Source organism: Aquabacterium sp., from assembly GCF_036279655.1.
GTDB lineage: Bacteria > Pseudomonadota > Gammaproteobacteria > Burkholderiales > Burkholderiaceae_C > Aquabacterium.
The window spans coordinates 1-21,031 of record NZ_DASUIT010000070.1 but is presented as its reverse complement, the minus strand read 5'-3'; the positions used below and the strand labels follow the sequence as shown (position 1 = coordinate 21,031).

At 65.6% G+C, this 21,031-nt stretch carries 19 protein-coding genes; 16 read left to right on the top strand and 3 right to left on the bottom strand.

What is annotated here, in order from left to right:
• Nucleotides 1–12 precede the first annotated feature (12 nt).
• The 12 genes from VFW84_RS08215 to VFW84_RS08160 all read left to right on the top strand — a co-directional run bounded on the left by VFW84_RS08215 (nucleotide 13) and on the right by VFW84_RS08160 (nucleotide 13,639).
• Complete coding sequence (locus VFW84_RS08215) at nucleotides 13–1,140, top strand: flagellar basal body P-ring protein FlgI (protein ID WP_329679966.1); 1,128 nt, start codon at nucleotides 13–15, stop codon at nucleotides 1,138–1,140.
• Nucleotides 1,140–2,003, top strand: coding sequence for a flagellar assembly peptidoglycan hydrolase FlgJ (gene flgJ / locus VFW84_RS08210; protein ID WP_329679965.1), 864 nt, complete (start codon nucleotides 1,140–1,142; stop codon nucleotides 2,001–2,003). Before VFW84_RS08215 ends, flgJ begins: the two co-directional genes overlap by 1 nt.
• Before the next feature lie 19 nt (nucleotides 2,004–2,022).
• Complete coding sequence (flgK, locus tag VFW84_RS08205; protein WP_329679964.1) at nucleotides 2,023–3,975, top strand: flagellar hook-associated protein FlgK; 1,953 nt, start codon at nucleotides 2,023–2,025, stop codon at nucleotides 3,973–3,975.
• Between the two features lie 11 nt (nucleotides 3,976–3,986).
• Nucleotides 3,987–5,213 (top strand): flagellar hook-associated protein FlgL, encoded by a 1,227-nt coding sequence (gene flgL / locus VFW84_RS08200; RefSeq protein ID WP_329679963.1) that lies wholly within the window; start codon nucleotides 3,987–3,989, stop codon nucleotides 5,211–5,213.
• A gap of 29 nt (nucleotides 5,214–5,242) precedes the next feature.
• On the top strand, nucleotides 5,243–6,460 hold the full coding sequence (locus tag VFW84_RS08195) for an EAL and HDOD domain-containing protein (protein ID WP_329679962.1): 1,218 nt from the start codon (nucleotides 5,243–5,245) through the stop codon (nucleotides 6,458–6,460).
• A gap of 133 nt (nucleotides 6,461–6,593) precedes the next feature.
• Complete coding sequence (locus tag VFW84_RS08190) at nucleotides 6,594–6,932, top strand: hypothetical protein (protein WP_329679961.1); 339 nt, start codon at nucleotides 6,594–6,596, stop codon at nucleotides 6,930–6,932.
• Between the two features lie 27 nt (nucleotides 6,933–6,959).
• Nucleotides 6,960–8,000 carry a serine/threonine protein kinase gene (locus VFW84_RS08185; protein WP_329679960.1) on the top strand — a complete coding sequence of 347 codons (1,041 nt, stop codon included), beginning with the start codon at nucleotides 6,960–6,962 and terminating at the stop codon, nucleotides 7,998–8,000.
• Between the two features lie 104 nt (nucleotides 8,001–8,104).
• A complete protein-coding gene (locus VFW84_RS08180; protein WP_329679959.1) occupies nucleotides 8,105–8,557 on the top strand; it encodes a flagellar basal body-associated FliL family protein in 453 nt (150 codons plus the stop codon).
• Between the two features lie 187 nt (nucleotides 8,558–8,744).
• A complete protein-coding gene (locus tag VFW84_RS08175; protein WP_329679958.1) occupies nucleotides 8,745–9,923 on the top strand; it encodes an alkane 1-monooxygenase in 1,179 nt (392 codons plus the stop codon).
• Between the two features lie 73 nt (nucleotides 9,924–9,996).
• Nucleotides 9,997–11,085, top strand: a complete 1,089-nt coding sequence (locus VFW84_RS08170; RefSeq protein ID WP_329679957.1) for a 2Fe-2S iron-sulfur cluster binding domain-containing protein — start codon at nucleotides 9,997–9,999, stop codon at nucleotides 11,083–11,085.
• Nucleotides 11,086–11,130: 45 nt separating this feature from the next.
• Nucleotides 11,131–11,457 (top strand): single-stranded DNA-binding protein, encoded by a 327-nt coding sequence (locus tag VFW84_RS08165; protein WP_329679956.1) that lies wholly within the window; start codon nucleotides 11,131–11,133, stop codon nucleotides 11,455–11,457.
• Nucleotides 11,458–11,521: 64 nt separating this feature from the next.
• Nucleotides 11,522–13,639, top strand: a complete 2,118-nt coding sequence (locus VFW84_RS08160) for a 3-hydroxyacyl-CoA dehydrogenase NAD-binding domain-containing protein (protein WP_329679955.1) — start codon at nucleotides 11,522–11,524, stop codon at nucleotides 13,637–13,639.
• A gap of 30 nt (nucleotides 13,640–13,669) precedes the next feature.
• On the opposite strand, the gene VFW84_RS08155 is transcribed toward VFW84_RS08160, so the two are convergent.
• Nucleotides 13,670–15,106, bottom strand: a complete 1,437-nt coding sequence (locus VFW84_RS08155) for an alpha/beta fold hydrolase (RefSeq protein ID WP_329679954.1) — start codon at nucleotides 15,104–15,106, stop codon at nucleotides 13,670–13,672.
• Between the two features lie 102 nt (nucleotides 15,107–15,208).
• On the opposite strand from VFW84_RS08155, the gene VFW84_RS08150 reads away from it, so the two are divergent.
• The 4 genes from VFW84_RS08150 (at nucleotide 15,209) to VFW84_RS08135 (ending at nucleotide 18,045) form a co-directional block, all read left to right on the top strand.
• Complete coding sequence (locus tag VFW84_RS08150; protein WP_329679953.1) at nucleotides 15,209–15,802, top strand: DUF1566 domain-containing protein; 594 nt, start codon at nucleotides 15,209–15,211, stop codon at nucleotides 15,800–15,802.
• Nucleotides 15,803–16,051: 249 nt separating this feature from the next.
• Complete coding sequence (locus VFW84_RS08145) at nucleotides 16,052–17,440, top strand: bifunctional enoyl-CoA hydratase/phosphate acetyltransferase (protein ID WP_329679952.1); 1,389 nt, start codon at nucleotides 16,052–16,054, stop codon at nucleotides 17,438–17,440.
• A 17-nt stretch (nucleotides 17,441–17,457) separates the two neighbouring features.
• Nucleotides 17,458–17,736, top strand: a complete 279-nt coding sequence (locus VFW84_RS08140) for a hypothetical protein (RefSeq protein WP_329679951.1) — start codon at nucleotides 17,458–17,460, stop codon at nucleotides 17,734–17,736.
• A 60-nt stretch (nucleotides 17,737–17,796) separates the two neighbouring features.
• Nucleotides 17,797–18,045, top strand: coding sequence for a DUF3297 family protein (locus tag VFW84_RS08135; RefSeq protein ID WP_329679950.1), 249 nt, complete (start codon nucleotides 17,797–17,799; stop codon nucleotides 18,043–18,045).
• A 14-nt stretch (nucleotides 18,046–18,059) separates the two neighbouring features.
• Here VFW84_RS08135 and VFW84_RS08130 read toward each other — a convergent pair whose 3' ends face one another.
• The gene (locus VFW84_RS08130; RefSeq protein WP_329679949.1) at nucleotides 18,060–18,521 is read right to left on the bottom strand and encodes a ribonuclease HI family protein; all 462 of its coding nucleotides are present in this window, start codon (nucleotides 18,519–18,521) and stop codon (nucleotides 18,060–18,062) included.
• Between the two features lie 8 nt (nucleotides 18,522–18,529).
• Entirely contained in the window at nucleotides 18,530–19,936 is a 1,407-nt protein-coding gene (fumC, locus tag VFW84_RS08125) for a class II fumarate hydratase (protein WP_329679948.1), read from the bottom strand.
• Nucleotides 19,937–21,031 lie beyond the last annotated feature (1,095 nt).

The window sequence follows — 21,031 nt, the reverse complement described above, 5'->3', positions numbered from 1 at the left end:
AATCGGCCCATCATGACCACCCAACGCCTCCTCAAGCTTCTGATCGCCCTGGCGTTCGTTGCTGCCTCGGCAGCGGTGTGGTGGCCCACACAGGCCCACGCCGTTCGCCTCAAGGAAATCGCCGCCGTTCAAGGCGTGCGCCCCAACCAGCTCATGGGCTATGGCCTGGTCGTCGGCCTGGACGGCACGGGCGACCAGACCACCCAGACCCCCTTCACCGTTCAGAGCCTGAACGCCATGCTGCAGCAGATGGGCATCACCGTGCCCCCTGGTGCCGCCATGCAGCTCAAGAACGTGGCCGCCGTGCTGGTCACCGCTTCCCTGCCACCCTTCGCCCAGCCGGGCCAGGCCATTGACATCAATGTCTCGTCCCTGGGCAATGCCAAGTCCCTGCGGGGCGGCACCCTGATCGCCACTCCCCTCAAAGGCGCCGATGGTCAGATCTATGCCCTGGCCCAGGGCAATATGGTGATCAGTGGTGCTGGCGCCTCGGCCAACGGCTCCAAGGTCACGGTCAACCACCTCAGCGCCGGTCGCATCCCCAACGGCGCCACCGTCGAGCGCAGCGTGCCCACGCCTTGGCTGCAAAGCAGCATCGCCCAGCTGGATCTGCAAAGCGATGATTTCAACACCGCCCGCGAGGTGGCCGATGCCATCAACAAGGCCAAGGGCAACGGCACGGCCGAAGCCCAGAACGGCCGCACCGTGGCTGTGCGCCTGCCCGCCAACGCCGGTGAGCGCGTGGCCTTCATGGCCGACATCGAAAACCTCGACATCTCTCGTGCCACCCCGGCCGCCCGCGTGGTGGTCAATGCCCGCACCGGCTCCATCGTGATGAACCAGGCCGTCACCATCGGCCCCTGTGCGGTCGCTCACGGCAATCTGTCGGTCACCATCAGCTCGACCCCGGTCATCAGCCAGCCCTCACCCATGTCCCAAGGGCAGACTGTGAGCGAGCAGAAGTCCGACATCCGCATCAATCAGGAGCCCGGTGCCTTGATTCAGCTGCCCGCCGGCACCAAACTCACCGATGTCGTCAAGGCCCTCAATGCCTTGGGCGCCAATCCGCAGGACCTGCTGGCCATCCTGCAAGCAATGAAGACGGCCGGCGCTCTCCAAGCTGAGCTGGAGGTGATCTGATGAGTCTGAGCTCCCCCGCCAACAACGCCGGCCTTTCGCTGGACCTGCGCTCGCTGGACCGCCTGCGGGCCTCCGGCGGCACCGACCGCAACGGCCTCAAGGAGGCCGCCAAGCAGCTGGAGTCGCTCTTCATGCAAGAGTTGATGAAGTCCATGCGCGCCACCACCATGAACAGCGGCATGACGGACAACGCTGCCACCGAAATGGGCACCGGCATGCTGGACACGCAGATGTCCACGCAGATGAGCGGCCTGCCCGGCGGTCTGGGCGACCTGATCCTGCGCCAGCTCGAACGCCAGATGGGCAAGGTCGCCACGCCGACGGCCCACGCGGCAGGCGCGGCGGCCGCCCCGGCACGAGCCGAAGGCGCTGCCAGCAGCGGCAAACTCAGCCATACCGAAAATTTCGTGAAAAAACACCAGGCTGCTGCCGCTGCCGCCGAAGCCAGCACCGGCATCCCGGCCGCCCACATCCTGGGGCAAGCGGCGCTGGAGTCAGGCTGGGGCAAACGCGAGATCCGCGCCACCGATGGCAGCAACAGCCACAACCTGTTCGGCATCAAAGCCGACTCGAGCTGGAAGGGCAAGGTCGCCGAGGTCACCACCACCGAGTACATCGGTGGCGTGGCCCGCAAGGTCACGGCCAAGTTCCGTGCCTATGCCTCTTATGAAGAGTCTTTCAAGGACCATGCCCGCCTGCTGAGCCAGAGCCCCCGCTACAGTCAGACCATGGCCCAGGCCGACTCGGTTCAGGGCTTCGCCCGTGGACTGCAGAAGGCAGGCTACGCCACCGACCCTGCGTACGCTGACAAGCTCACCAAGGTCATCAACACCACGCTGCGCCTCCAACGCACCGTGACCTGAGCAGCGGAGGGATTGAGGTATGGGATCCGGTCTGTTCGCTCTCGGCACGCGTGCCATGTTCGCCAACACGGCGATGCTGGAGACCACGAGCCACAACATCAGCAACGCCAATACCGAGGGATATTCGCGCCAGGACGTGAAGCTCGCCACGGAAAACGGCCGCTTCACGGGTGCCGGCTTCTTCGGTCGGGGCGTGCGCGTCTCCACCATCGAGCGCACCTCGGACCCCTATCTGGCCCGCGAAGCGAACCAGACGGCCTCGGTCTCCTCCTCGGACAAGACACGCCTGGACAAGCTCAACCAACTGGAAAAGATCCTGCCCATGGGCGAGGCCGGCATCGGCCATGCCGCAGGCGAAATGCTCAACGCCTATGTCGATGTGGCCAACCAGCCGCAGGACATGTCCGCGCGCCAGGTCGTGCTGGCCCGTGCGGAAGACGTCGCCTCGCGCACCCGTGCCGCGGCTGGCCAGCTCAACTCCCTGCAAGAAGGTGTGGTCGCTGACATGAAGGCCACCGTCGAGCAGATCAACGGCATTGCCGTCCAACTGGCCGACATCAACCAGAAGATCGCCTCCGTCAAGGGCGTGGGGCATGAGCCCAATGACCTGCTGGACCAGCGCGACATGCTGGTCAAGGACCTCAACAGCCTGATCCAGGTCTCCACCGTCATGGCGGGCGATGGCACGATGGGCATCTTCATCGGGGGTGGCCAGCGGCTGGTGCTGGGCAACGACTCGGATGAACTGAGCATCATGCAAGATGAGTTCGACCCCTCCCAGGGTCGCCTCATGATCAAGGATCCTTCGGGCACCCGACCGGTCAACGAGGCCATGATCACCGGCGGCTCCATCGCCGGGCTGCTGAGTGTCCAGAACAATGACATTCCTGAGGCGCGCAACATGCTGGGTCAGTTGACCGCTGCCCTGGCCTGGCGTGTCAACCAGCAGCAGTCCTTCGGGATGGACCTCAGCACCCCGGCCGGCAGCGGCGTGCCGATCTTTTCCACGGGCGCCCCCCAGGTGCTGCCTTCCAACCGCAACACCTCGTCGCTGACCACCCCGCCCGTGAGCCTGAGCGTGGTGGATGGCCGCTTCCTGCAGGCCAGCGATTACACCCTGGCGCCCGATGCCGCCAATCCCGGCCAGTTCGTAATGACACGGCTGAGCGACGGTGAGGTCACCAACGTGACCGATGGCAGCATCGTCGACGGCTTCCAGATCAGCATCTCGGCCGCTGTGCCCGACACGGACCGCTTCGTGCTGCGTCCGGTGGGCACCGCGGCCACCTTCATGAAGCGATCGCTCGACAAGCCGACCGGCATTGCCGCAGCCTCGCCCTTCACGGCCATCACCAAGCCGGCCAATACCGGTACGGCCTCCATCGGCTCTCTGTCGATCTCCTCCACGCCAGATGCTGCCCTGCCCCCCTTGACCGGCGATGCCATCAGCATCGTCTTCACCTCGCCCAACGGCGACTACGAACTGCAGGCCCCGATGGGCACCACCGTCACCACCGGCACCTGGGTGCCTGGCCAGGCCATCAGCTACAACGGCTTTGACCTGCAGCTCAACGGTGTGCCCTACCAGGGCGATGTCATCAACGTCGAGAACACGGCCTACCCATCCGGCAACAACGGCAATGCCCTGGCCATCCTGGCCCTGCGGGACGAGGACCTGGTCGGTCGGCAAACCCTGTCGGGCGGCACGGTCCAGCGTGGCTCCACCGTCAGCAGCACCTACTCCCAGATCATCGGTACCGTGGGCGTGATGGTGCAAGGCGCACAGACCTCGGCCGACATCTCCGCCGCCCTGGCCTCCAATGCCCAGGACGTGCTGGCCAACAAGGTCGGCGTGAACCTGGACGAAGAGGCCGCACGCCTGATCCAGTTCCAGCAAAGTTACCAGGCTGCAGCCAAGATCCTGCAGATTGCACAGTCGGTCTTCGACACCCTGATGCAGGTCGCATCCTGAGGAGGCACATCATGCGCATCAGCACCGCCAACAGCTTTGACTCCGCCATCGGCAACCTGCAGCGTCGCCAGCAGGATCTGAGCGAATCGCAGATGCAGCTCACCACCGGCAAGCGCATCAATGTGGCCAGCGACGACCCGGTGGCCGCCGCGCGCGCCGAACGCGCGATGAGCTCCATTGCCCGCAGCGAAGCCAATCAGCGCGGCCTGGAAGCCAGCCGCAACACCATGGGCCTGAGCGAGGCGGCCCTGGGCGATGCCGTCGAGCTGCTGCAACAGGCCCGTGAAACCCTGATCGCCGCCGGCAACGGCAGCTACTCCGATGGCGAGCGCCGCAGCCTGGCCATCCGCCTGCGCGAAGTGCGCAACCAGATGCTGTCGGTGGCCAACCGACCTGACGGCGGAGGTGGCTTCGTCTTTGGTGGTCAGGGCAGTTCCTCCCCGCCCTTCGTCGACATGCCCGGTGGCGTGCAGTTCGTCGGTCAGGGCGGCGAAGCCCAGGCCTCGTCCAGCGAAAAACTCAGTCTGACCGTGGACGGTGACCTCGTCTGGCTCAAGGCCAAGACAGGCAATGGCGTGTTTGAAACCCAAGTGGCGACAACCAACACCGGTGAAGCCTGGATCAGTGCCGGCTCCATCAGCGCCCCCGGCAGCCTGCCCTACCCCGCCCCGACCGGCACCACCCCGCCGGTCTACACCATCCAGTTCGCCACCGGCCCCGGTGGCACGACCTACGACATTCTGGAAGACGGCAATGCGCTCGCCTCCGGCGTGCCCTATGAAAAGGGCAAGAGCATCACCATTCCTGGTCGCGGCATGGATGTGGGCATTTCGGGCAACCCCGCCAACGGCGACTCCTTCTCCATCCAGCAATCGACCAACACCCTGAGTGTGTTCGACACGCTGGACCGTGCCATCAATGCGCTCAATGCCACGAACATGAACAACGGCCAGGTGCAGCAGACCGTCAACACCGGCCTGGCTGGCGTCGACAGTCTCCTGAGCAACATCCAGTCCGCCCGCTCGGCCGTGGGCGAGACCCTCAACCGCATGGACGGCATCGAGAACCGCATCAGCTCGCTCAAGCTGACGGCGGAAAACGACCGTTCTTCTGCGGAAGATCTGGACATGGTCGAAGCCATCTCCAAGTTCCAATCCAAACAGACCGGTTATGACGCTGCGCTCAAGAGCTACGCCATGGTGCAGAAGCTCTCGCTGTTCCAGTACGTCAACATCTGACCCTTGTGTCCTCCACGGAACACCACACCATGCTTGATCACGCCATCCTCAGCCATGTTGCTCTGGCCTACAGCCCCGTCATCGACCGCAACCGTGCGGTGGTGGCCACCCGCCTGACGGTCTTCCCCCTGCAACAAGGCGCCCATCTGGACGCGGCCTCCCTGCTCGCTGCCGTGGCCGAAGTCTGGCCTGCGGACAACCCGGCCCAGGTCTGGCTCAATGTGCTCAGCGAAGGTCTGCTGCAGGACCTCATGCATGCGCAGCCTGCCACCAACATCCTGATCGAGATCCCCGCCTTCATGGCCTGTGACGAGGCCAACAGCGCAGCCATCTGCGCCCTGCATGCCAATGGCAGCATCCTGGTGCTCAAGGGGCGGCCCTACAAGGACCTGCCACGCGAGGTGATCCCCTGCTTCAAATACTCCCTGATCGAGCTGGAGGATGACCGGCGCGTGGACCGCTCCACCGGGGGGCTGCTTCAGGCACCCGGCGGCATCACCCGCCAGATCGACATGGTCCAGGCCGGGGTGGGCAATGTGCCCGACATGGAAGCCAGCTTCCGCCGGGGTGCCGTGGCCGTGCTGGGCTGGCCCATCGACGATGTCACCCAGGGCGGCAACACCCGCAACGCCGACCAACCCACCTTGCAGGCCATCGTGCAACTGATCGACCAGGTGCACAAGGAAGCCGACATCGAGGTGCTGGAAAACACCCTCAAGCGTGATCCGGCCCTGGCCTACAAGCTGCTGCGCTACATCAACTCGCCGGCCTTCGGCCTGTCGGTGGAGATCAGCTCCTTCCGCCACGCCATCATGGTGCTGGGCTACCAGCGCCTCAAGCGCTGGCTGGCCCTGCTGCTGGCCACCGCCAGCAAGGACCCCAATATGCGCCCGGTGATGTACGCCGCCGTGCGTCGCGGTCTGCTGATGGAAGAACTCTCGCGCGGCTGCGGCAGCGACGAGATGCGCAACGAACTGTTCATCTGCGGCGTGTTCTCCCTGCTGGACCGCATGTTCAAGCAGCCCTTCTCCGAACTGCTCAAGACCATCCCCGTGCCCGAGCGGGTCTTCATGGCCCTGTCGGAGCGCACCGGCCCTTACGAGCCCTACTTCCGCCTCGTGAAATCCATCGAAGGCCAGACCATCGACGAAATCCGCGAAGCCAGCGACAACCTGATGATGTCGGCTCAGGACATCAACTCTGCCGTGCTCAAGGCCATCCGCGCGGCCACCGAACTCGACTCCTGACGTGAATCGTGCCGGGTCAGCCCCCTCAAATCGAGGGCTAACCCTTAACGCGAGGGGCAATTCTGAGTATGCTTGCGCCCCTCGCCCGGACTCTCTTGGTCGTCATGCCGGGCACCGCTGTACCGTGCCCATCATGCATCCCCTGAGTCCCTTCTTCGGCATCGCTGTTCTCTCCGGCCTGCTGGCCGCCAACTACTTCCGCACCACCTGGCGCCTGGGCATCCTGGAGGCCTTCGTGCGCCGCCAGCCCCTGCACTGGCGCACCCGCATGGCCGGCACCCTGGCCGGCTGCCTGCCCGTCACCGGCGCCCTGCTGGCGCTGGCCCTGGTGCCCACCGGTGATCACGGCGAGGTGCACGGCACCGCCGGGCAACTGGCCCTGATGCTGTCGGGCTGCGGTCTGGCCATGCATGTGCTCAACGACGCCCTGGTGGCCTGGGGCGCACCCAAGACGTCGACGCGCCAGCGCTGAGCCAGACGGCAGGCGCTACCATCGGGCATGACCGATGACCTCACGCCCTACGCCCAGCTCACTCCCGATGTCGTGATCGACGCCCTGGTGGCCGTCGGACTGGACCCCGACGGGCGCCTGATGCCCCTGAACTCCTACGAGAACCGGGTCTTCCAGGTCGGCCTGAGCGACGGCCAGATGGTGGTGGCCAAGTTCTACCGCCCTGGCCGCTGGAGCGACGCACAGATCGTCGAGGAACACACCTTCTCGCACGACCTGGCCCAGGCCGACATCCCGGCCGTGGCCCCCCTGCCCCTGCACGGCGTCAACAACGATGTGGCCCGCGTGCTGGGCTCGCCCCCCACCCTGGCCATGTGGTCGCGCGACGGCGTGCAGCACCGCTTCAGCATCAGCCCGCGCCGTGGCGGCCGAGCCCCCGAACTGGACGACCCCGAGGTGCTGCAATGGATCGGCCGCCTCATGGCCCGCCTGCACGCCGTGGGCCGCCAGTCGCCCTTCGAGCACCGCCACACCCTGAGCGTCGAGCAGGTTGGGCGCAGCGCCTGGCGCTGGCTGGACGAGCATGGCGATCTGCCCGATCCCCAGCGCCGCATCTGGCTGGATGTCACGGCCCAGGCGCTGGACCTGGCCCAGGCCTGCTTCGACCGCGTGCCCGGCCTGCGCACCGGCCGCCTGCACGGCGACTGCCACCTGGGCAATATGCTGTGGACGCCCGAAGGCCCTCACTTCGTCGACCTGGACGACGCCTGCAACGGCCCGGCCGTGCAGGACCTCTGGATGCTGCTGGGAGGCCACCGCCGCGAGCGTCAAAGCGCCCTGTACGCCCTCATGGAGGGCTATGAAAGCATGGAGGATTTCGACTGGCGGGAGTGGACCCTGGTCGAGGCCCTGCGCACCCTGCGCCTGATCCACCACAGTGCCTGGCTGGCGCGCCGCTGGCACGATCCGGCCTTCCCCGCGGCCTTTCCGTGGTTCGGCACGGCCATGTACTGGCAACAGCAGGCCGACCAGTTGCGCCAGCAGATCGAGCTGATGCAACAGGAGCTGGAGGGCCCCGGGTTTCAATGAGCGCAGGGCGTGCGTATGTCGCATGCCAGGCCCGCTTGTGCCGTCGAAGTGCCCCTCGGCCGTAGTACCTTGGCGACTTCGTGAACTGCCCTGAGGACGCCTGGATGTCATCGACTCTGACCGCCCCCACCGCCACCGATCGCCGCGACTGGACCCCGGGCCTGCTCGTCGGCCTGGGTGTCTTGCTGACCGCCGCCCTGGTCTGGGCCTACTCGATGCTGGGCGCCACCTCAGGGACAGAGCGGCCGCGCCCCGTCTGGCTGGGGCTCGACAAGGTCGTCTCGCAACTCTCGGATGGGCGGATGATGGCCGTGAAGGTCAATTTCGAGCTCAAGAGCGTGGATGACCCCCAGTCCTTGCAGGACTACAACGCCGCCCTGACGGTGCTCGTGCGCGACGTGGCCGCCACCCTGTCCTATGAAGACCTCAAGGGCCGCGAAGGCATGAAACGCTACGGCGCAGCACTGCATGCCGCCACCAACGACTATCTGCATGAACAAGGCTTGCCCGGGCGCGTCAAGGGTGTGGCCTTTGAAGAACTCGTCCTCATGCCCTGACCATCCGCAATACGCCGCCGCGATATCGCCAGACTCCGCTTCTCCATCCCTCCAGATCTTGATCAGGGTTAATTTTTCCCAGATCCATAGAGTCGCCTCCATGGCCTGAAAACCTCAGGTCAGCGAGGCGCCGAGGGAATCGTTTCCAAGGCCGTACAAGCTCAACGAATCGATACAGGAGACTGCAATGTCGAAATATCTCAAAGGCTGGATGATGCCCGGGCTGTCCGTGCTCTTCATCTGGGCCGTGTCACATGGCGGCTGGTGGATGTGGTCGCCCTTCCTCTTTGCGATCACCGTGTTTCTGGCGGCCGACATGTTCATGCCGCGCGACACCTCCGAGCCGCCCAAGGTCCAGATCCGCTGGCTGCTGAACCTGCCGCTCTACACGATCTTGCCGCTGCTGGCTGTGCTCAACTTCCTCGTCATGTGGATGTTCAGCTCCACCGATGTCCTGGGTTTCGGGGCCTGGGTGCAACAACACCTGAATGTTGACCTGTTCGCGGCCCGCGCTGCCACTGACCACTGGGGCATGTGGGCCGGCTGCATCGTCTCGGTCGGCCTGATGAACGCCGTGGGCGGCACGGTGACCGGGCATGAGCTCACCCACCGCACCGGCAAGCCCTTCGACCTCTTCATGGGGCGCTGGATGCTGGCCTTCACCTGCGACACCTCGTTTGCCATCGAACACGTGTACGGCCACCATGTGCGCGTCGCCACGCCGGAGGACCCCGCCACGGCACGTCGCGGCGAGAGCTTCTACCAGTTCACTGTGCGCTCGACCATCGTGAGCTATGTGCACGCCTATCAGGTGGAAAAGGCCCGTCTGGCCAAGCTGGGCAAGTCGGTGTGGAACCCCCTGGCCAGCCCCTTCCTGCGTGGCAACCTCGAGAACCTGTGCATGTTCCTGGTCGCCTACCTGATGGCGGGTTGGGCTGGCGTGGGCTTCTGGGCACTGCTGGCCTTTGTCGGCAAGCAGTACCTGGAGATCACCAACTACTTTGAGCACTACGGCTTGGTGCGTGTGCCGGGCCAGCCCGTGCAGCCCCGCCACTCCTGGAACTCCAACCACTGGGGCAGCACCAATGTGCTCTACAGCCTGGCGCGCCACTCGCACCACCATGCCGAAGGTGAAGCCCCGTACTGGACGCTGTATGCCTACCCGACCGCGCCCATGCTGCCGGCCGGCTACCTGTCGATGCTGCTGATCGCCCTGGTGCCGCCCCTGTTCAAGAAGATGATGACCCCGGCCTTGAACGACTGGGATGAAAAGCACGCCACCCCCGCTGAACGCAAACTGGCACAGCAAGCCAGCGCAAACAGCGGCATGCGTGGCCTGAAGATCGTCAACGCCAAGCTCGCCTGACGCCCTACCCCCCCTTCGATGGCCGACCGGTGCATCCCACCGGTTGGCCGTCACCGTTTCAAGGAGCGAGTCTGTGTTCGATCGCCTGTTTCGTCGCGGCCCCACGGAGTTCAATCTCCAGATCAATTCTCCTGGCACCACGGTCCGCGCCTCCACCAAGGAGAGCCTGCTGCTGGCCGCCATCAACCAAGGCATTGCCTTCCCCTACAACTGCCGCGTCGGCGGGTGTGGCGAATGCAAATGCAAGCTGGTGCAAGGCAAGGTCAAGGAGTTGACCGACAAGAGCTATCTGCTCTCGGCGGAGGAACTCCAGCAGAACTACATCCTGGCCTGCCAGAGCCTGCCCCGCTCGGATGTCGTCATCGAAGTCGCCCTGCGGCAGGGCGCAGCGGCCCACCCGATCATCGAGACCGAAGGCCGGATCCAGAGCCTGCGGCACCTCACCCACGACATCCTGCATGTGGTGCTTGAGCTCCAACAAGCCATGCCCTACACCGCCGGCCAGTATGCCGATCTGATCGTACCCGCCGAGGCCGATCGCTGTGTCGGCGAAGGCCGCAGCTTTTCCTTTGCCTCGGCCCATGATCCGCAGCGTCCTCAGCGGGTCGACTTTTTCATCCGCAAGACCCATGGGGGCGCCTTCACCGAATGGCTCTTCGAGCAGGCGGTGGTGGGCAGCTCGCTGAGCCTCCAGGGGCCCTACGGGGACTTCCAGTTGCGCCCGGGCCTCCAGCCCTTGCTGTGCATCGCCGGGGGCAGCGGCCTGGCCCCCATCAAGGCCTTGCTCGAACAGGCCATCGAGGATCACCAGGGCCATCGCCACGTCACCTTGATCCTGGGCGCACGCACCGAGAAGGATCTGTATGCCCTGGACGAGATCGATCAGATCCGGCGCCGCTGGACCGGGCGCTTCCAGTTCATCCCCGTGCTGTCCACCGAACCCGCACACAGCGCCTGGGCCGGCCAGCGCGGCCTGATCCACGAACAACTGCATGCCATCGTGGGCGACCGCTTGAACGAGCACCAGGCCTACCTGTGCGGCCCCCCGCAGATGATCGATGCCTGCATCGCCGTCATGACCCAGGCGGGGATCGACCCCAGCCAGATCCACTTCGACAAGTTCCTCGACAGTGGACACATGGTGGTTCCCCAGGACGAGTGAGGTCTAATGAGCGCCTCACCGCCCCGCACGGGGCAGAAAGCACACATGATTGACGGACTCATCGTCGGCAAACTGCACGGCGCCCCGGACCAGCGGCAGGACAAGCACGGCAAACCCTTCAGCGTGGCCAAGGTGCTGGCCACCACGGGCGAGGGCGACCAGTTGATCGTGAACGTGATCGCCTTCGATGCCCAGGCCTGCACGGCCTTGATGGCCCTGGAAGACGGCGATTCCCTCGCCCTGGCCGGCAGCCTGACCCCCAAGGTCTGGACCGACAAGCAGGGCAATACCCGCCCCGCACTGGACCTGGTGGCCCATCGCGTGATGACGGCCTACCATGCTCAGCGCAAGCAACAGGCCATGGACGACTGAGCGCCGGCGCGCGGGCCGTTCCGTGGCACAGTGTCAGCACATCTGCCACGTCTGACTCCGCACCATGGAAGCCACACCTGCCGCGAACGTTGTCACCACCACCGTGAGCGATCACATCGCCCTGGTGACGATCTCCAACCCGCCGGTCAATGCCCTGAGCACCGCCGTGCGTCGCGGCTTGCAACGCGCCATCGAAGAAACCAGCGCTGACCCAGCCGTCCACGCCGTGGTGATCTGCGGCGCGGGCAGCAACTTCATCGCCGGCGCCGACATCCGCGAGTTCGGCCTGCCGCCGCAAGCCCCCTCGCTGCCAGAGGTTGGTGCCCTCATCGAAGCCTGTCCCAAACTGGTGATCGCGGCCATCCATGGCGCGGCCCTGGGTGGCGGCCTGGAGGTGGCCCTGTCCGCCCACTACCGCCTGGCCACCGACACGGCCCGCCTGGGCCTGCCCGAAGTGGCCCTGGGCCTGCTGCCCGGCGCCGGAGGCACCCAGCGCACGCCACGCCTGATCGGCGCGCAAGCCGCCCTGGACCTGATGCTCACGGGGCGCCACGCCAGTGCCAGAGAGGCCCTGCGCCTGGGCCTGATCGATCACCTGGCCACCAGCGATGACATCGCCGCCGAGGGCATCGCCTATGCCCGCAGCCTGCTGTCGGATGGCAGCCCCGTGCGCCGCAGCAGCGCGCAGACCGATGCCCTGGCCGATCGCGCGGCCCAGCAGGCGGCCATCGATGCCGCCCGCGCCGACGTGCAGAAAAAACGCGGACTGTTCTCGCCCGGCAAGATCGTCGATTGCGTGCAGGCCGCACTGGACCTGCCCTTCGAGCAAGGCCTGGCCACCGAGCGTGAGCTGTTCACCCAATGCCTGGAGAGCCCGCAGCGCGCCGGCCTGATCCACGCCTTCCTGGCCGAGCGCGAAGTGGCCAAGGCCCCCGAAACCCGCGCCGCCCGTCCCCGCCCCTTCCAGCATGTGGGCGTGATCGGTGGCGGCACCATGGGCGCCGGCATCGCCGTGGCCTTGCTGGATGCCGGTCTGACGGTGACCATGATCGAGCGTGACGAAGCCGCACTCACCCTGGGCCGGTCACGTGTGGCCAAGGTCTACGACGGACTCATCCAGAAGGCGCGCATGACAGAGGACGGCAAGGCCGCCGTGCTGTCGCGCTTTCATGGCTCGACCACCTACGATGCCCTGGCCCATGCCGACATCGTCATCGAAGCCGTGTTCGAGGACATGGCCGTCAAGAAGGCCGTGTTTGCCGAGCTGGACCGCGTCTGCCGCGCAGGTGCCGTGCTGGCCACCAACACCTCCTACCTCGACGTCAACGAGATCGCTGCCAGCGTCTCTCGCCCCGGGGACGTGGTGGGCCTGCACTTCTTCTCGCCTGCCAACATCATGAAACTGCTGGAGATCGTCGTGCCCGCCCAGGTGAGCGCCGACGTGGTCGCCACGGGGTTCGAGCTGGCCCGGCGTCTCAAGAAGGTGCCCGTGCGGGCCGGCGTGTGCGATGGCTTCATCGGCAACCGCATCCTGGCCGTCTACCGCCAGGCGGCGGACTTCATGATGGAAGACGGTGCCAGCCCGTATGAGATCGACCAGATGGCCCGCGCCTTCGGTTACCCCATGGGCCCCTACGAGGTGAGCGACCTGGCTGGCGGCGACATCGGCTGGGCCACCCGCAAGCGACGCGCGGCCACGCGCGATCCACGCGCCCGCTATGTGCCCATCGCCGACCGGCTGTGTGAGCGAGGCTGGTTCGGCCAGAAGACCGGGCGAGGCTGGTATCTCTACGCCAACGGCGCCCGTACCGGCCAGCCCGACCCCGAGGTCGAAGCCATCGTGGCCGAAGAGCGTGCCAAGGCGGGCGTGACACCACGGCGCTTCACACAGGACGAACTGCAGCGCCGCTACCTGGCCGCCATGGTCAACGAAGGGGCCAAGGTCGTGGCGGAAGGCATTGCCCTGCGCCCCCTGGACGTGGATGTGGCCATGGTGCACGGCTACGGCTTCCCGCGCCATCGCGGCGGCCCCATGAAGTGGGCAGACATCGTGGGTCTGCCCACGATCCTGGCCGACATCCGCGCGTTCGCTCAGGAGGACCCGCTGTTCTGGGCCCCCGCACCGCTGCTGGTGCAGTTGGTGGCCTCAGGCCAGTCCTTCGACAGCCTCAACCGGGCTTGATCCGCACCGGTGTGGCTGGCCGAGGGGCAGTCAGGGCAGCACGAAATAGCCGCCGGAGGGCGCCTTGCAGACACTCTTGCGCTGATCCACGGGCACATTGCGCAGCAGGTAGTACAGATCGGTGAACACCGTGCTGGCCGCAGCGAAATAGCTGTGCCCCAGGCCCAGCATCTGCGCCCCGGCGCTGCTGACATCCACCGTCACGACACGCGGCATGACACAGGGCGGCTTGGCATCACCCGCACGCGGGTTGTCGTGCAGCAGCCGTGAGGCCAGGATGGCGCGGTCCGTTCGCGAGGCATACAGGGTCACCTGCCACTCGGGTTTGAAGCGGGCCACCAATTGCTTGAACAGGCCCGTGTCCACATCCGGCGCGGCCAGCACCACCTGGCCGATGGGGGCCTGCCCCGGCTGCTCGGCCCATTGGCTCAGCACACGGGTCAGGGCCCGATTGCCCATGCTGTGACAGATCACATGCAGGGTCTTGAGGCCCAGCTTCGTGGTCACCAGCTCCAGGAAACGCCGCAGGTTGTCGGTCGACCACTCCACGGTCTGCTCATCCTGGATGTAGTCCTCCGTGTCCCCGACCGAGGCCCAGCTGTAGCACAGCGGCACGCCCGCGAACTTGAGATCGAAGGCCAGCTGGGCGGCCCGCAGCACCGCCTCTTCGAAGGTGACATTGAAACCGTGGACAAACAACAGCCCCTCGGCGCCCGCATGCGCAGCATCCTGCACCCATTCGGCCTGATCCAGCACCTGCAAGCTGCGCACGACCATGTGCTTGTCAGGGTCCTCACTGAACTCCAGGCGCCACCACGATGGGCGCTCGATGTCGCCTTCCTGGTGGGTCGAGGGGATGGACACCTCCACATGCCCCAGCGACAAGGTGTCGTCCTCCGCACTGCGATCCGAGCCGAAGCTCAGAGCCGGGCGTGGGGCATCGCTCACCCGGTTGCGATCCGTGCCAAACCAGACCTTGACACCGGTGCCGCTCTCCGTCACGGCCGAGATGGACAGCTCGCGTGTATCGATCCGCTGCACACTGAACTCCGGCGCCTCGGGCGGTATCGCCCCCGCCATGGGTGGCTTGCTGCGCTTGTAGGCATCAAAGGATTTGGATGGGGCCCCATGGGTCCGTTGTCGGGCGAGCTGGCAGGCGCCCTCGTAGAACGCCTTCGGGTCGGTCAGTCTGCCGTAGGCTTCGCGCCCCTCGTCCGTGACCTGCCAGGCCCCCTGCTCCTGCTGCAGCCAGCCCGCCTTGAGGGCCTCCTGGGCAGCGTCGCCCAGCACCGCTTCAAAGTGAGGCTCTCCCGAAGGATCCGGCGCCAGCTCCTGTGGCGTGAGCGGGAAGGTGCCCGCCAGCCGCGCCAGCGCCTCGGGCGCGGGCAATCCGTCTGGCGACGACATGAGGATCTCGAACAAGGCGCGCATCAAGGCGCCCACACGACGATGGCTGGTCTCCGACATGCTGCCCCTCCTTGGCATGGATATGCAATGCGCAGCATACGACACACCACCGAGGACGCAACAGTGTGCACACGCTCCCGTCAGCTTGTACCATGTCCAGCCATGACGTCGCTCCATCCTCGACTGCGCTGGGTCGCAGGTTCGCTGCTGTCCCAACTGGCCCTGGTGAGCGCCTGCGCGGCCCCCTCCCCCGATGCGCCCAACGCGCCCCGTCTCGTGCCATCGGCCGATGGCACCGAAGTGATCAACACCCGCGCCCGCCTGGCGTGGTCACGTTGCGTGGAAGGCATGTCCTGGAACGGCCAGACCTGCACGGGCAAGCCCAAGCTGGTCGATCACGCGGGCGCCATGGGCCTGGCCGCCGCCCGCCGGCAGGCCGATTCATTGGGCTGGCGCCTGCCTCGGGTGACGGAACTCAAGCGCCTGGTGAGCAAAGGCGTCACGCCGCCCGGTGTGGACCCCGTGCTGTTCCCCGCCGCGCCACGCGGCTGGTACTGGTCAATGACCGCCAACCTCCGTACGGGGGGCAACTTCAATCAGTACAACTATGGCAACGTCATGCGGGGTCGCACCAGCGACGATGGCCAGCCCCCCGCGCTGCAGGGCTGGGCCGTCAACCTGAGCGACGGCGAAGCCCGCGACGACGTGTCCAAGCAAAGCAGGCTGCCCGTCAGGCTGGTGCGCCCGCTGCCATGATGTGATCGCCATCCATGGAATAGCTGTCATCAAACTGCCTCATTTCTCAGCAATGCAAGGTCTGCCCGGGGGAGAAGGTGGTTTGCACAGCACTTTCCAACAAGGTTATCCACAGCTTGCGGGGATAACCCGCTGACCGCAGTTGACGCAACGTGGCAAGAAGGTCAAACACCAACATTTGCTTACGTTTCAAGAGCCGAGGCCATGGCACATTCGTCCCTCGCTATTTAGGACATGAAGCTGAGGCCGATGAATCAGGAGTACACACCAGCCATGCTGGAAAACCGCACCTACGACGAACTCGCCGTGGGTGACAGCGCCACCTTGACCCGCACCCTGACGAAGGACGACATCGACGCCTTCGCCATCCTCAGCGGAGACGTCAACCCCGCCCACCTGGACGATGCCTACGCCAAGGAGACGCCCTTCCAGAAGGTGATCGCCCACGGCATGTGGGGCGGCACCCTGATCTCGACCGTACTGGGCACCCAGTTGCCCGGCCCGGGCACCATCTACATGGGCCAGAACATGCGCTTCGTGCGCCCGGTCAGCCTGGGCGACACGGTGGCCGTGACCCTGACGGTCAAGGAGAAGAAGGACAAGAACGTGGTCGTGCTCGACTGCGTCTGCACCAACCAGAACGGCAAGAACGTGATCGTCGGCGAAGCCGAGATCATGGCGCCCACCACCAAGGTCCGCCGCCCGCAAGCCACCCTGCCCAAGATGCGTCTGCAGCGTCTGGAGCGCTTTGAAAAGCTGATCGCCCTGGTGGACAAGTCCAGCGCGCTGCGCTGCGCCGTGGTCTACCCCGAAGAGCTCCACACCCTCAAGGCGGTGGTGGAAGCCGCCCAGGCCGGCCTGCTGCGCCCAGTGCTCATTGGTGACAGCGCACGCATCGCCGACACCGCCCGGGCTGCCGGGCTCGACCTGGGCGCCTGCGACTGGCATGAGGCAGGCTCGGCCCTGGAAGCCGCCACCGTGGCCGTGGACATGGCACGCGCCAAAGAGGTCGCCGCCATCATGCAGGGCAGCATCCCTGTGCACACCCTGCTGCACGTCGTGCTCAGGCATGCCGGTGGTCTGCGCACCACGCGCCGCGTCTCGCATGCCTACGTGGCCGACGTTCCCAGCTACGCCCAGCCCCTCATCATCACCGACGCCGAGGTCAATGTCTCGCCCTCGCTGGAGGACAAGCGCGACATCGTCCAGAACGCCATCGACCTGGCGCATCTGCTGGACATCGAGCAACCGCGCGTGGCCATCCTGTCGGCGGCTGAAGCCTTCAACAGCAACCTGGATTCGTCGACGGACGCCGCCGTGCTGTGCAAGATGCACGAGCGCAACGACATCACCGGGGGTGAGGTCGACGGCCCCATGACCTTTGACGCGGCCATCAAGCCCGAAGTGGCCAGCCGCAAGTACCCTCAGTCCACCGTGGCCGGACAGGCCAATGTGCTGATGGTGCCCAATCTGGAAGCCGCCAACATGCTGGTCAAGCAACTGGCCCACTTCGCCCATGCCGACATTGCCGGCATCGTGATGGGGGCACGGGTGCCCGTGATCCTGAGCAACCCGATCGACAACGTCCGCACCCGCCTGGCCTCGGCGGCCATGGCCCATCTGCTCTTCCATCGCTGAAGGATCGGACACACACCATGAGCATCGTCGTGTACTGGCTCTCCAACGGCATCCCTTATGTGGAGACCTTCACGGACGATCAGTTGCTGCCCGCGCTGGCCTTCTCCGAAGCCAAGCGCAAGGAAAAGGATGCGCAGGGCCGCCCCCTGAACAACCACGTGGTCACCAACTCCGAACTGGGTGATTCGGTCGGCAAGCCCGGGGTCAGCGACGAGCTGCCCGCGGACTACAGCTGGAGCAAACAGCATCGTGGCGGCCCACCGGGGCCCGACGGCCAGCCCAAGACCCTGGCCTGAGCGCGCGGGCTGGCGCAGCGTCCACTACACTGGCGCCCGTCTGACGACTGAAGTGAACCCATGAATCAAGCCACCTCCCGCCCCGAACTGCCCGACCACCTGTCCATCGACCCACGCAGCCCGCACCATGTCGCGGCCGTGTTCGAGCACGACATCGGCATCCGCTTCAATGACAAGGAGCGTTTCGATGTCGAGGAATACTGCATCAGCGAAGGCTGGATCAAGGTGCCCGCCGGCAAGACGCTCGACCGCAAGGGCCGCGCCCTGACGATCAAGCTCAAGGGCAAGGTCGAGGTCTTCTACCGCTGAGGGCAGTGTCGGCCTCAGCGCCGACGCCCGGCCTGCCCCCCCTGCGGCTTGGGCGCCATGCCCAGCGCCGCACGCGCCAGGGCATCGGCCTCGCCATTGCGATGGCGCGGGATCCACTGCAAGGTCACGCGCTCGAACCCTGACAGCAGGGCCCTGGCCTCATCGAACAGGCTGGCCAGGCGCACGATGGGTGGCGCACCGCGCACCCCGAGCTGCTCGATGAGGATGCTGTTGTCGCTGAAAACCTGCAGTGCCACCGCCCCCTGCGCCCGCACCGCCTGCAGCGCCGCCATCAAGGCCCTCAGCTCGGCCTCGTTGTTGCAGCCGCGTGCCTCGCTGGCCTGCGACAGGGTGTAGCGCGTGCCATCGGGCGCGACCATGACAGCCCCCAGGCCCATGCGGCCGGGGTTGGGAAAGGCACTGCCGTCGCAGTGGATGCGCCAGGGTGGCGCCACGCTCGTCTCACCAGAATCCATGCGGCACGCTAACAGAAATGCAGGCCGTGGGCGTGGACCATGGCCGCCGGATCCAGCCACACGTCCAACTGCTCCGGGGTGGCATGGCCCAGGGCCAGTGCCGCCTCACGCAGGCTGCGGCCCTGCTGGTGGGCCAGCTTGGCGATCTCCGCCGCCCGGTCGTAGCCGATGTGCGGCACCAGCGCCGTCACCAGCATCAGGGAGCGGCCCAGATGCTCGGCGATGCGCACCCGATCAGGCTCGATGCCACGGACGCAATGGGCCTGGAAGCTGCGCATGCCATCGCTCAGCAGACGGATGCTTTGCATGAGGTTGTGCGCCAGCAGGGGCTTGTAGACATTGAGCTCGAACTGGCCGCTGGCCGCACCCATGGTCAGGGCCACATCGTTGCCCATCACCTGACAGCACAGCATGGTCAGTGCCTCGCACTGTGTGGGGTTGACCTTGCCGGGCATGATGGAGCTGCCGGGTTCGTTCTCGGGGATGCGGATCTCGCCCAGCCCCGACCGTGGGCCCGAGGCCAGGCTGCGGATGTCGTTGGCGATCTTCATCAGCGCCACCGCCAGGGTCTTGAGCGCCCCATGGACCGTCACCAGGCCATCGTGGGCCGCCAGCGCCGCAAACTTGTTCCCGGCACTGGTGAAGGGCAGGCCATGGGTGCGCGCCAGCTCGGCCGCCACCCGTGCGCCGAAGTCCGGATGCGTATTGAGCCCGGTGCCCACCGCCGTGCCCCCGATGGCCAAGGGGTACAGACAGGGCAAGGCCTGATGCATGGCCCGCTGAGCCTGACTGAGCTGGGCCACATAGCCGGAGAACTCCTGCCCCAGCGTGAGCGGGGTGGCGTCCTGCAGGTGCGTGCGCCCGATCTTGAGGATGTCGACAAACGCCGTGGCCTTGTCTGCCAGGGTGGCACGCAAAGACTCCAGCGCCGGCAGGAGTTGCTCGACGATGCCCAGCGCCGCCGCCAGGTGCATGGCGGTCGGGAACACATCGTTGGACGACTGCCCCAGATTGACATCGTCATTGGGGTGGATCAGACGCTGCATGCCACGCGACCCTTTCAGCAGCTCGGAGGCCCGGTTGGCCAGCACCTCGTTCATGTTCATGTGGGTCTGGGTGCCCGAGCCGGTCTGCCAGACGGACAAAGGGAACTCCGCCTCGTGCTGGCCCGACATCACCTCGTCGGCGGCCGCCATGATGGCCCCGGCCTTGTCGGGCGACAGCAGGCCCAAGTCCCGATTGACCATGGCCCCCGCCCGTTTGACCGACGCCAGGGCATGGATCAGCACCGTGGGCATGCGCTCAGTGGAAATCGCGAAGTGGTGGCTAGAGCGCTGCGTTTGCGCGCCCCACAGGCGCTCGGAGGGCACATCCACCACACCGAAGGAGTCGTGTTCCTGGCGGGTCGGGGTCATGGGGGTCTCCTCGCGGTGTTGAAGAAGACCATGCTAGACCGGTGAACACGGAGATGCACCACCGGGGAGCGAAAGACACCACCAGGGTCTGTGATTGGTAGGCCGTGTTGGACTTGAACCAACGACCAAAGGATTATGAGCCAAAAAACCGCCCAGTCTTCAACAGGTCGCGAAAGCTAAGTGGTTGAAAACAAATGACTTTTTTTGACCGGAGTTGACTCCGGACCACTCAATTCTACTTCTGACTGTGGCAAAACTGTGGCAGAAATCAGCCTCTAGAACGGCCGAGTTGCCCAGGGTAGACAGGGGTCAAGCCAGTGTCGAGGCAACCACATCTATTGCGTTCAAGAAGTTTACGGCCAGTGTGTCTCTGCGCACCTGCCAGAGCCAACTTGCGTTCATGCACACATGCCCCTTTTGGGGAACTGCATCAGGTGAACGTTGATGGCTCCGGGCTGATCGAGAGCAGGTCCGCGCCCATGTCACAATGTTGGTCTCGTTGGATGTCAGCGAGATCAGTGGGCCGTTAGCTCAGTTGGTTAGAGCAGAGGACTCATCAAAAGGTGACCTCGGTGGGTAACCGCCGTTGGAAAAACCGGGTGAATTCAGGGAAACCTACAGCGCAAGCCAAGGCAACCCTGAGCCAAGCCCGCCGAAGGCAGGTCGAAAGACCGGTAGGCGGGAAGGTGCAGAGACTAGGGTGTGAGGAGCCAATCCGATAAGCACCCCACGAGCGCCCGGCACCCTACCAGTTCGGCTGGGGGTGATGAGATAGTCCAGGGAACAGGGAAACCTGTGCCAACCTGAATCCTTTGGTCGTTGGTTCAAGTCCAACACGGCCTACCACTGATTCCTTCTGGCCTCAGCCAAACATGGCCTGAGGATGCCAGGCCCCCAGCCGTGAAGGCGTTGACGCAGGCATCTCTTGCAGATGAGACGCCAGACTGCCGGACGTTCCTTCTCTTGCCGATATCGAAGCTCAGGTCTAGCAAGTCTCCTGGCGACACGGCAATCTGCGGCTCGGACCAAAGCGAGTGCGCGCTGGTAGCCAGCTACCGAACCGTCCCAGCCGGCATAGCACTCATCCCATCTTTC

Coding starts and splice junctions, on each gene's coding strand:
- VFW84_RS08165 (WP_329679956.1), top strand. CDS start 11,131: ATGATTGACGGACTCATCGTCGGCAAACTGCACGGCGCCCCGGACCAG.
- VFW84_RS08185 (WP_329679960.1), top strand. CDS start 6,960: ATGACCGATGACCTCACGCCCTACGCCCAGCTCACTCCCGATGTCGTG.
- VFW84_RS08215 (WP_329679966.1), top strand. CDS start 13: ATGACCACCCAACGCCTCCTCAAGCTTCTGATCGCCCTGGCGTTCGTT.
- VFW84_RS08180 (WP_329679959.1), top strand. CDS start 8,105: ATGTCATCGACTCTGACCGCCCCCACCGCCACCGATCGCCGCGACTGG.
- VFW84_RS08145 (WP_329679952.1), top strand. CDS start 16,052: ATGAATCAGGAGTACACACCAGCCATGCTGGAAAACCGCACCTACGAC.
- VFW84_RS08135 (WP_329679950.1), top strand. CDS start 17,797: ATGAATCAAGCCACCTCCCGCCCCGAACTGCCCGACCACCTGTCCATC.
- VFW84_RS08195 (WP_329679962.1), top strand. CDS start 5,243: ATGCTTGATCACGCCATCCTCAGCCATGTTGCTCTGGCCTACAGCCCC.
- VFW84_RS08155 (WP_329679954.1), bottom strand. CDS start 15,106: ATGTCGGAGACCAGCCATCGTCGTGTGGGCGCCTTGATGCGCGCCTTG.
- VFW84_RS08175 (WP_329679958.1), top strand. CDS start 8,745: ATGTCGAAATATCTCAAAGGCTGGATGATGCCCGGGCTGTCCGTGCTC.
- flgJ (WP_329679965.1), top strand. CDS start 1,140: ATGAGTCTGAGCTCCCCCGCCAACAACGCCGGCCTTTCGCTGGACCTG.
- VFW84_RS08160 (WP_329679955.1), top strand. CDS start 11,522: ATGGAAGCCACACCTGCCGCGAACGTTGTCACCACCACCGTGAGCGAT.
- VFW84_RS08130 (WP_329679949.1), bottom strand. CDS start 18,521: ATGGATTCTGGTGAGACGAGCGTGGCGCCACCCTGGCGCATCCACTGC.
- VFW84_RS08140 (WP_329679951.1), top strand. CDS start 17,458: ATGAGCATCGTCGTGTACTGGCTCTCCAACGGCATCCCTTATGTGGAG.
- flgK (WP_329679964.1), top strand. CDS start 2,023: ATGGGATCCGGTCTGTTCGCTCTCGGCACGCGTGCCATGTTCGCCAAC.
- fumC (WP_329679948.1), bottom strand. CDS start 19,936: ATGACCCCGACCCGCCAGGAACACGACTCCTTCGGTGTGGTGGATGTG.
- VFW84_RS08150 (WP_329679953.1), top strand. CDS start 15,209: ATGACGTCGCTCCATCCTCGACTGCGCTGGGTCGCAGGTTCGCTGCTG.
- VFW84_RS08190 (WP_329679961.1), top strand. CDS start 6,594: ATGCATCCCCTGAGTCCCTTCTTCGGCATCGCTGTTCTCTCCGGCCTG.
- flgL (WP_329679963.1), top strand. CDS start 3,987: ATGCGCATCAGCACCGCCAACAGCTTTGACTCCGCCATCGGCAACCTG.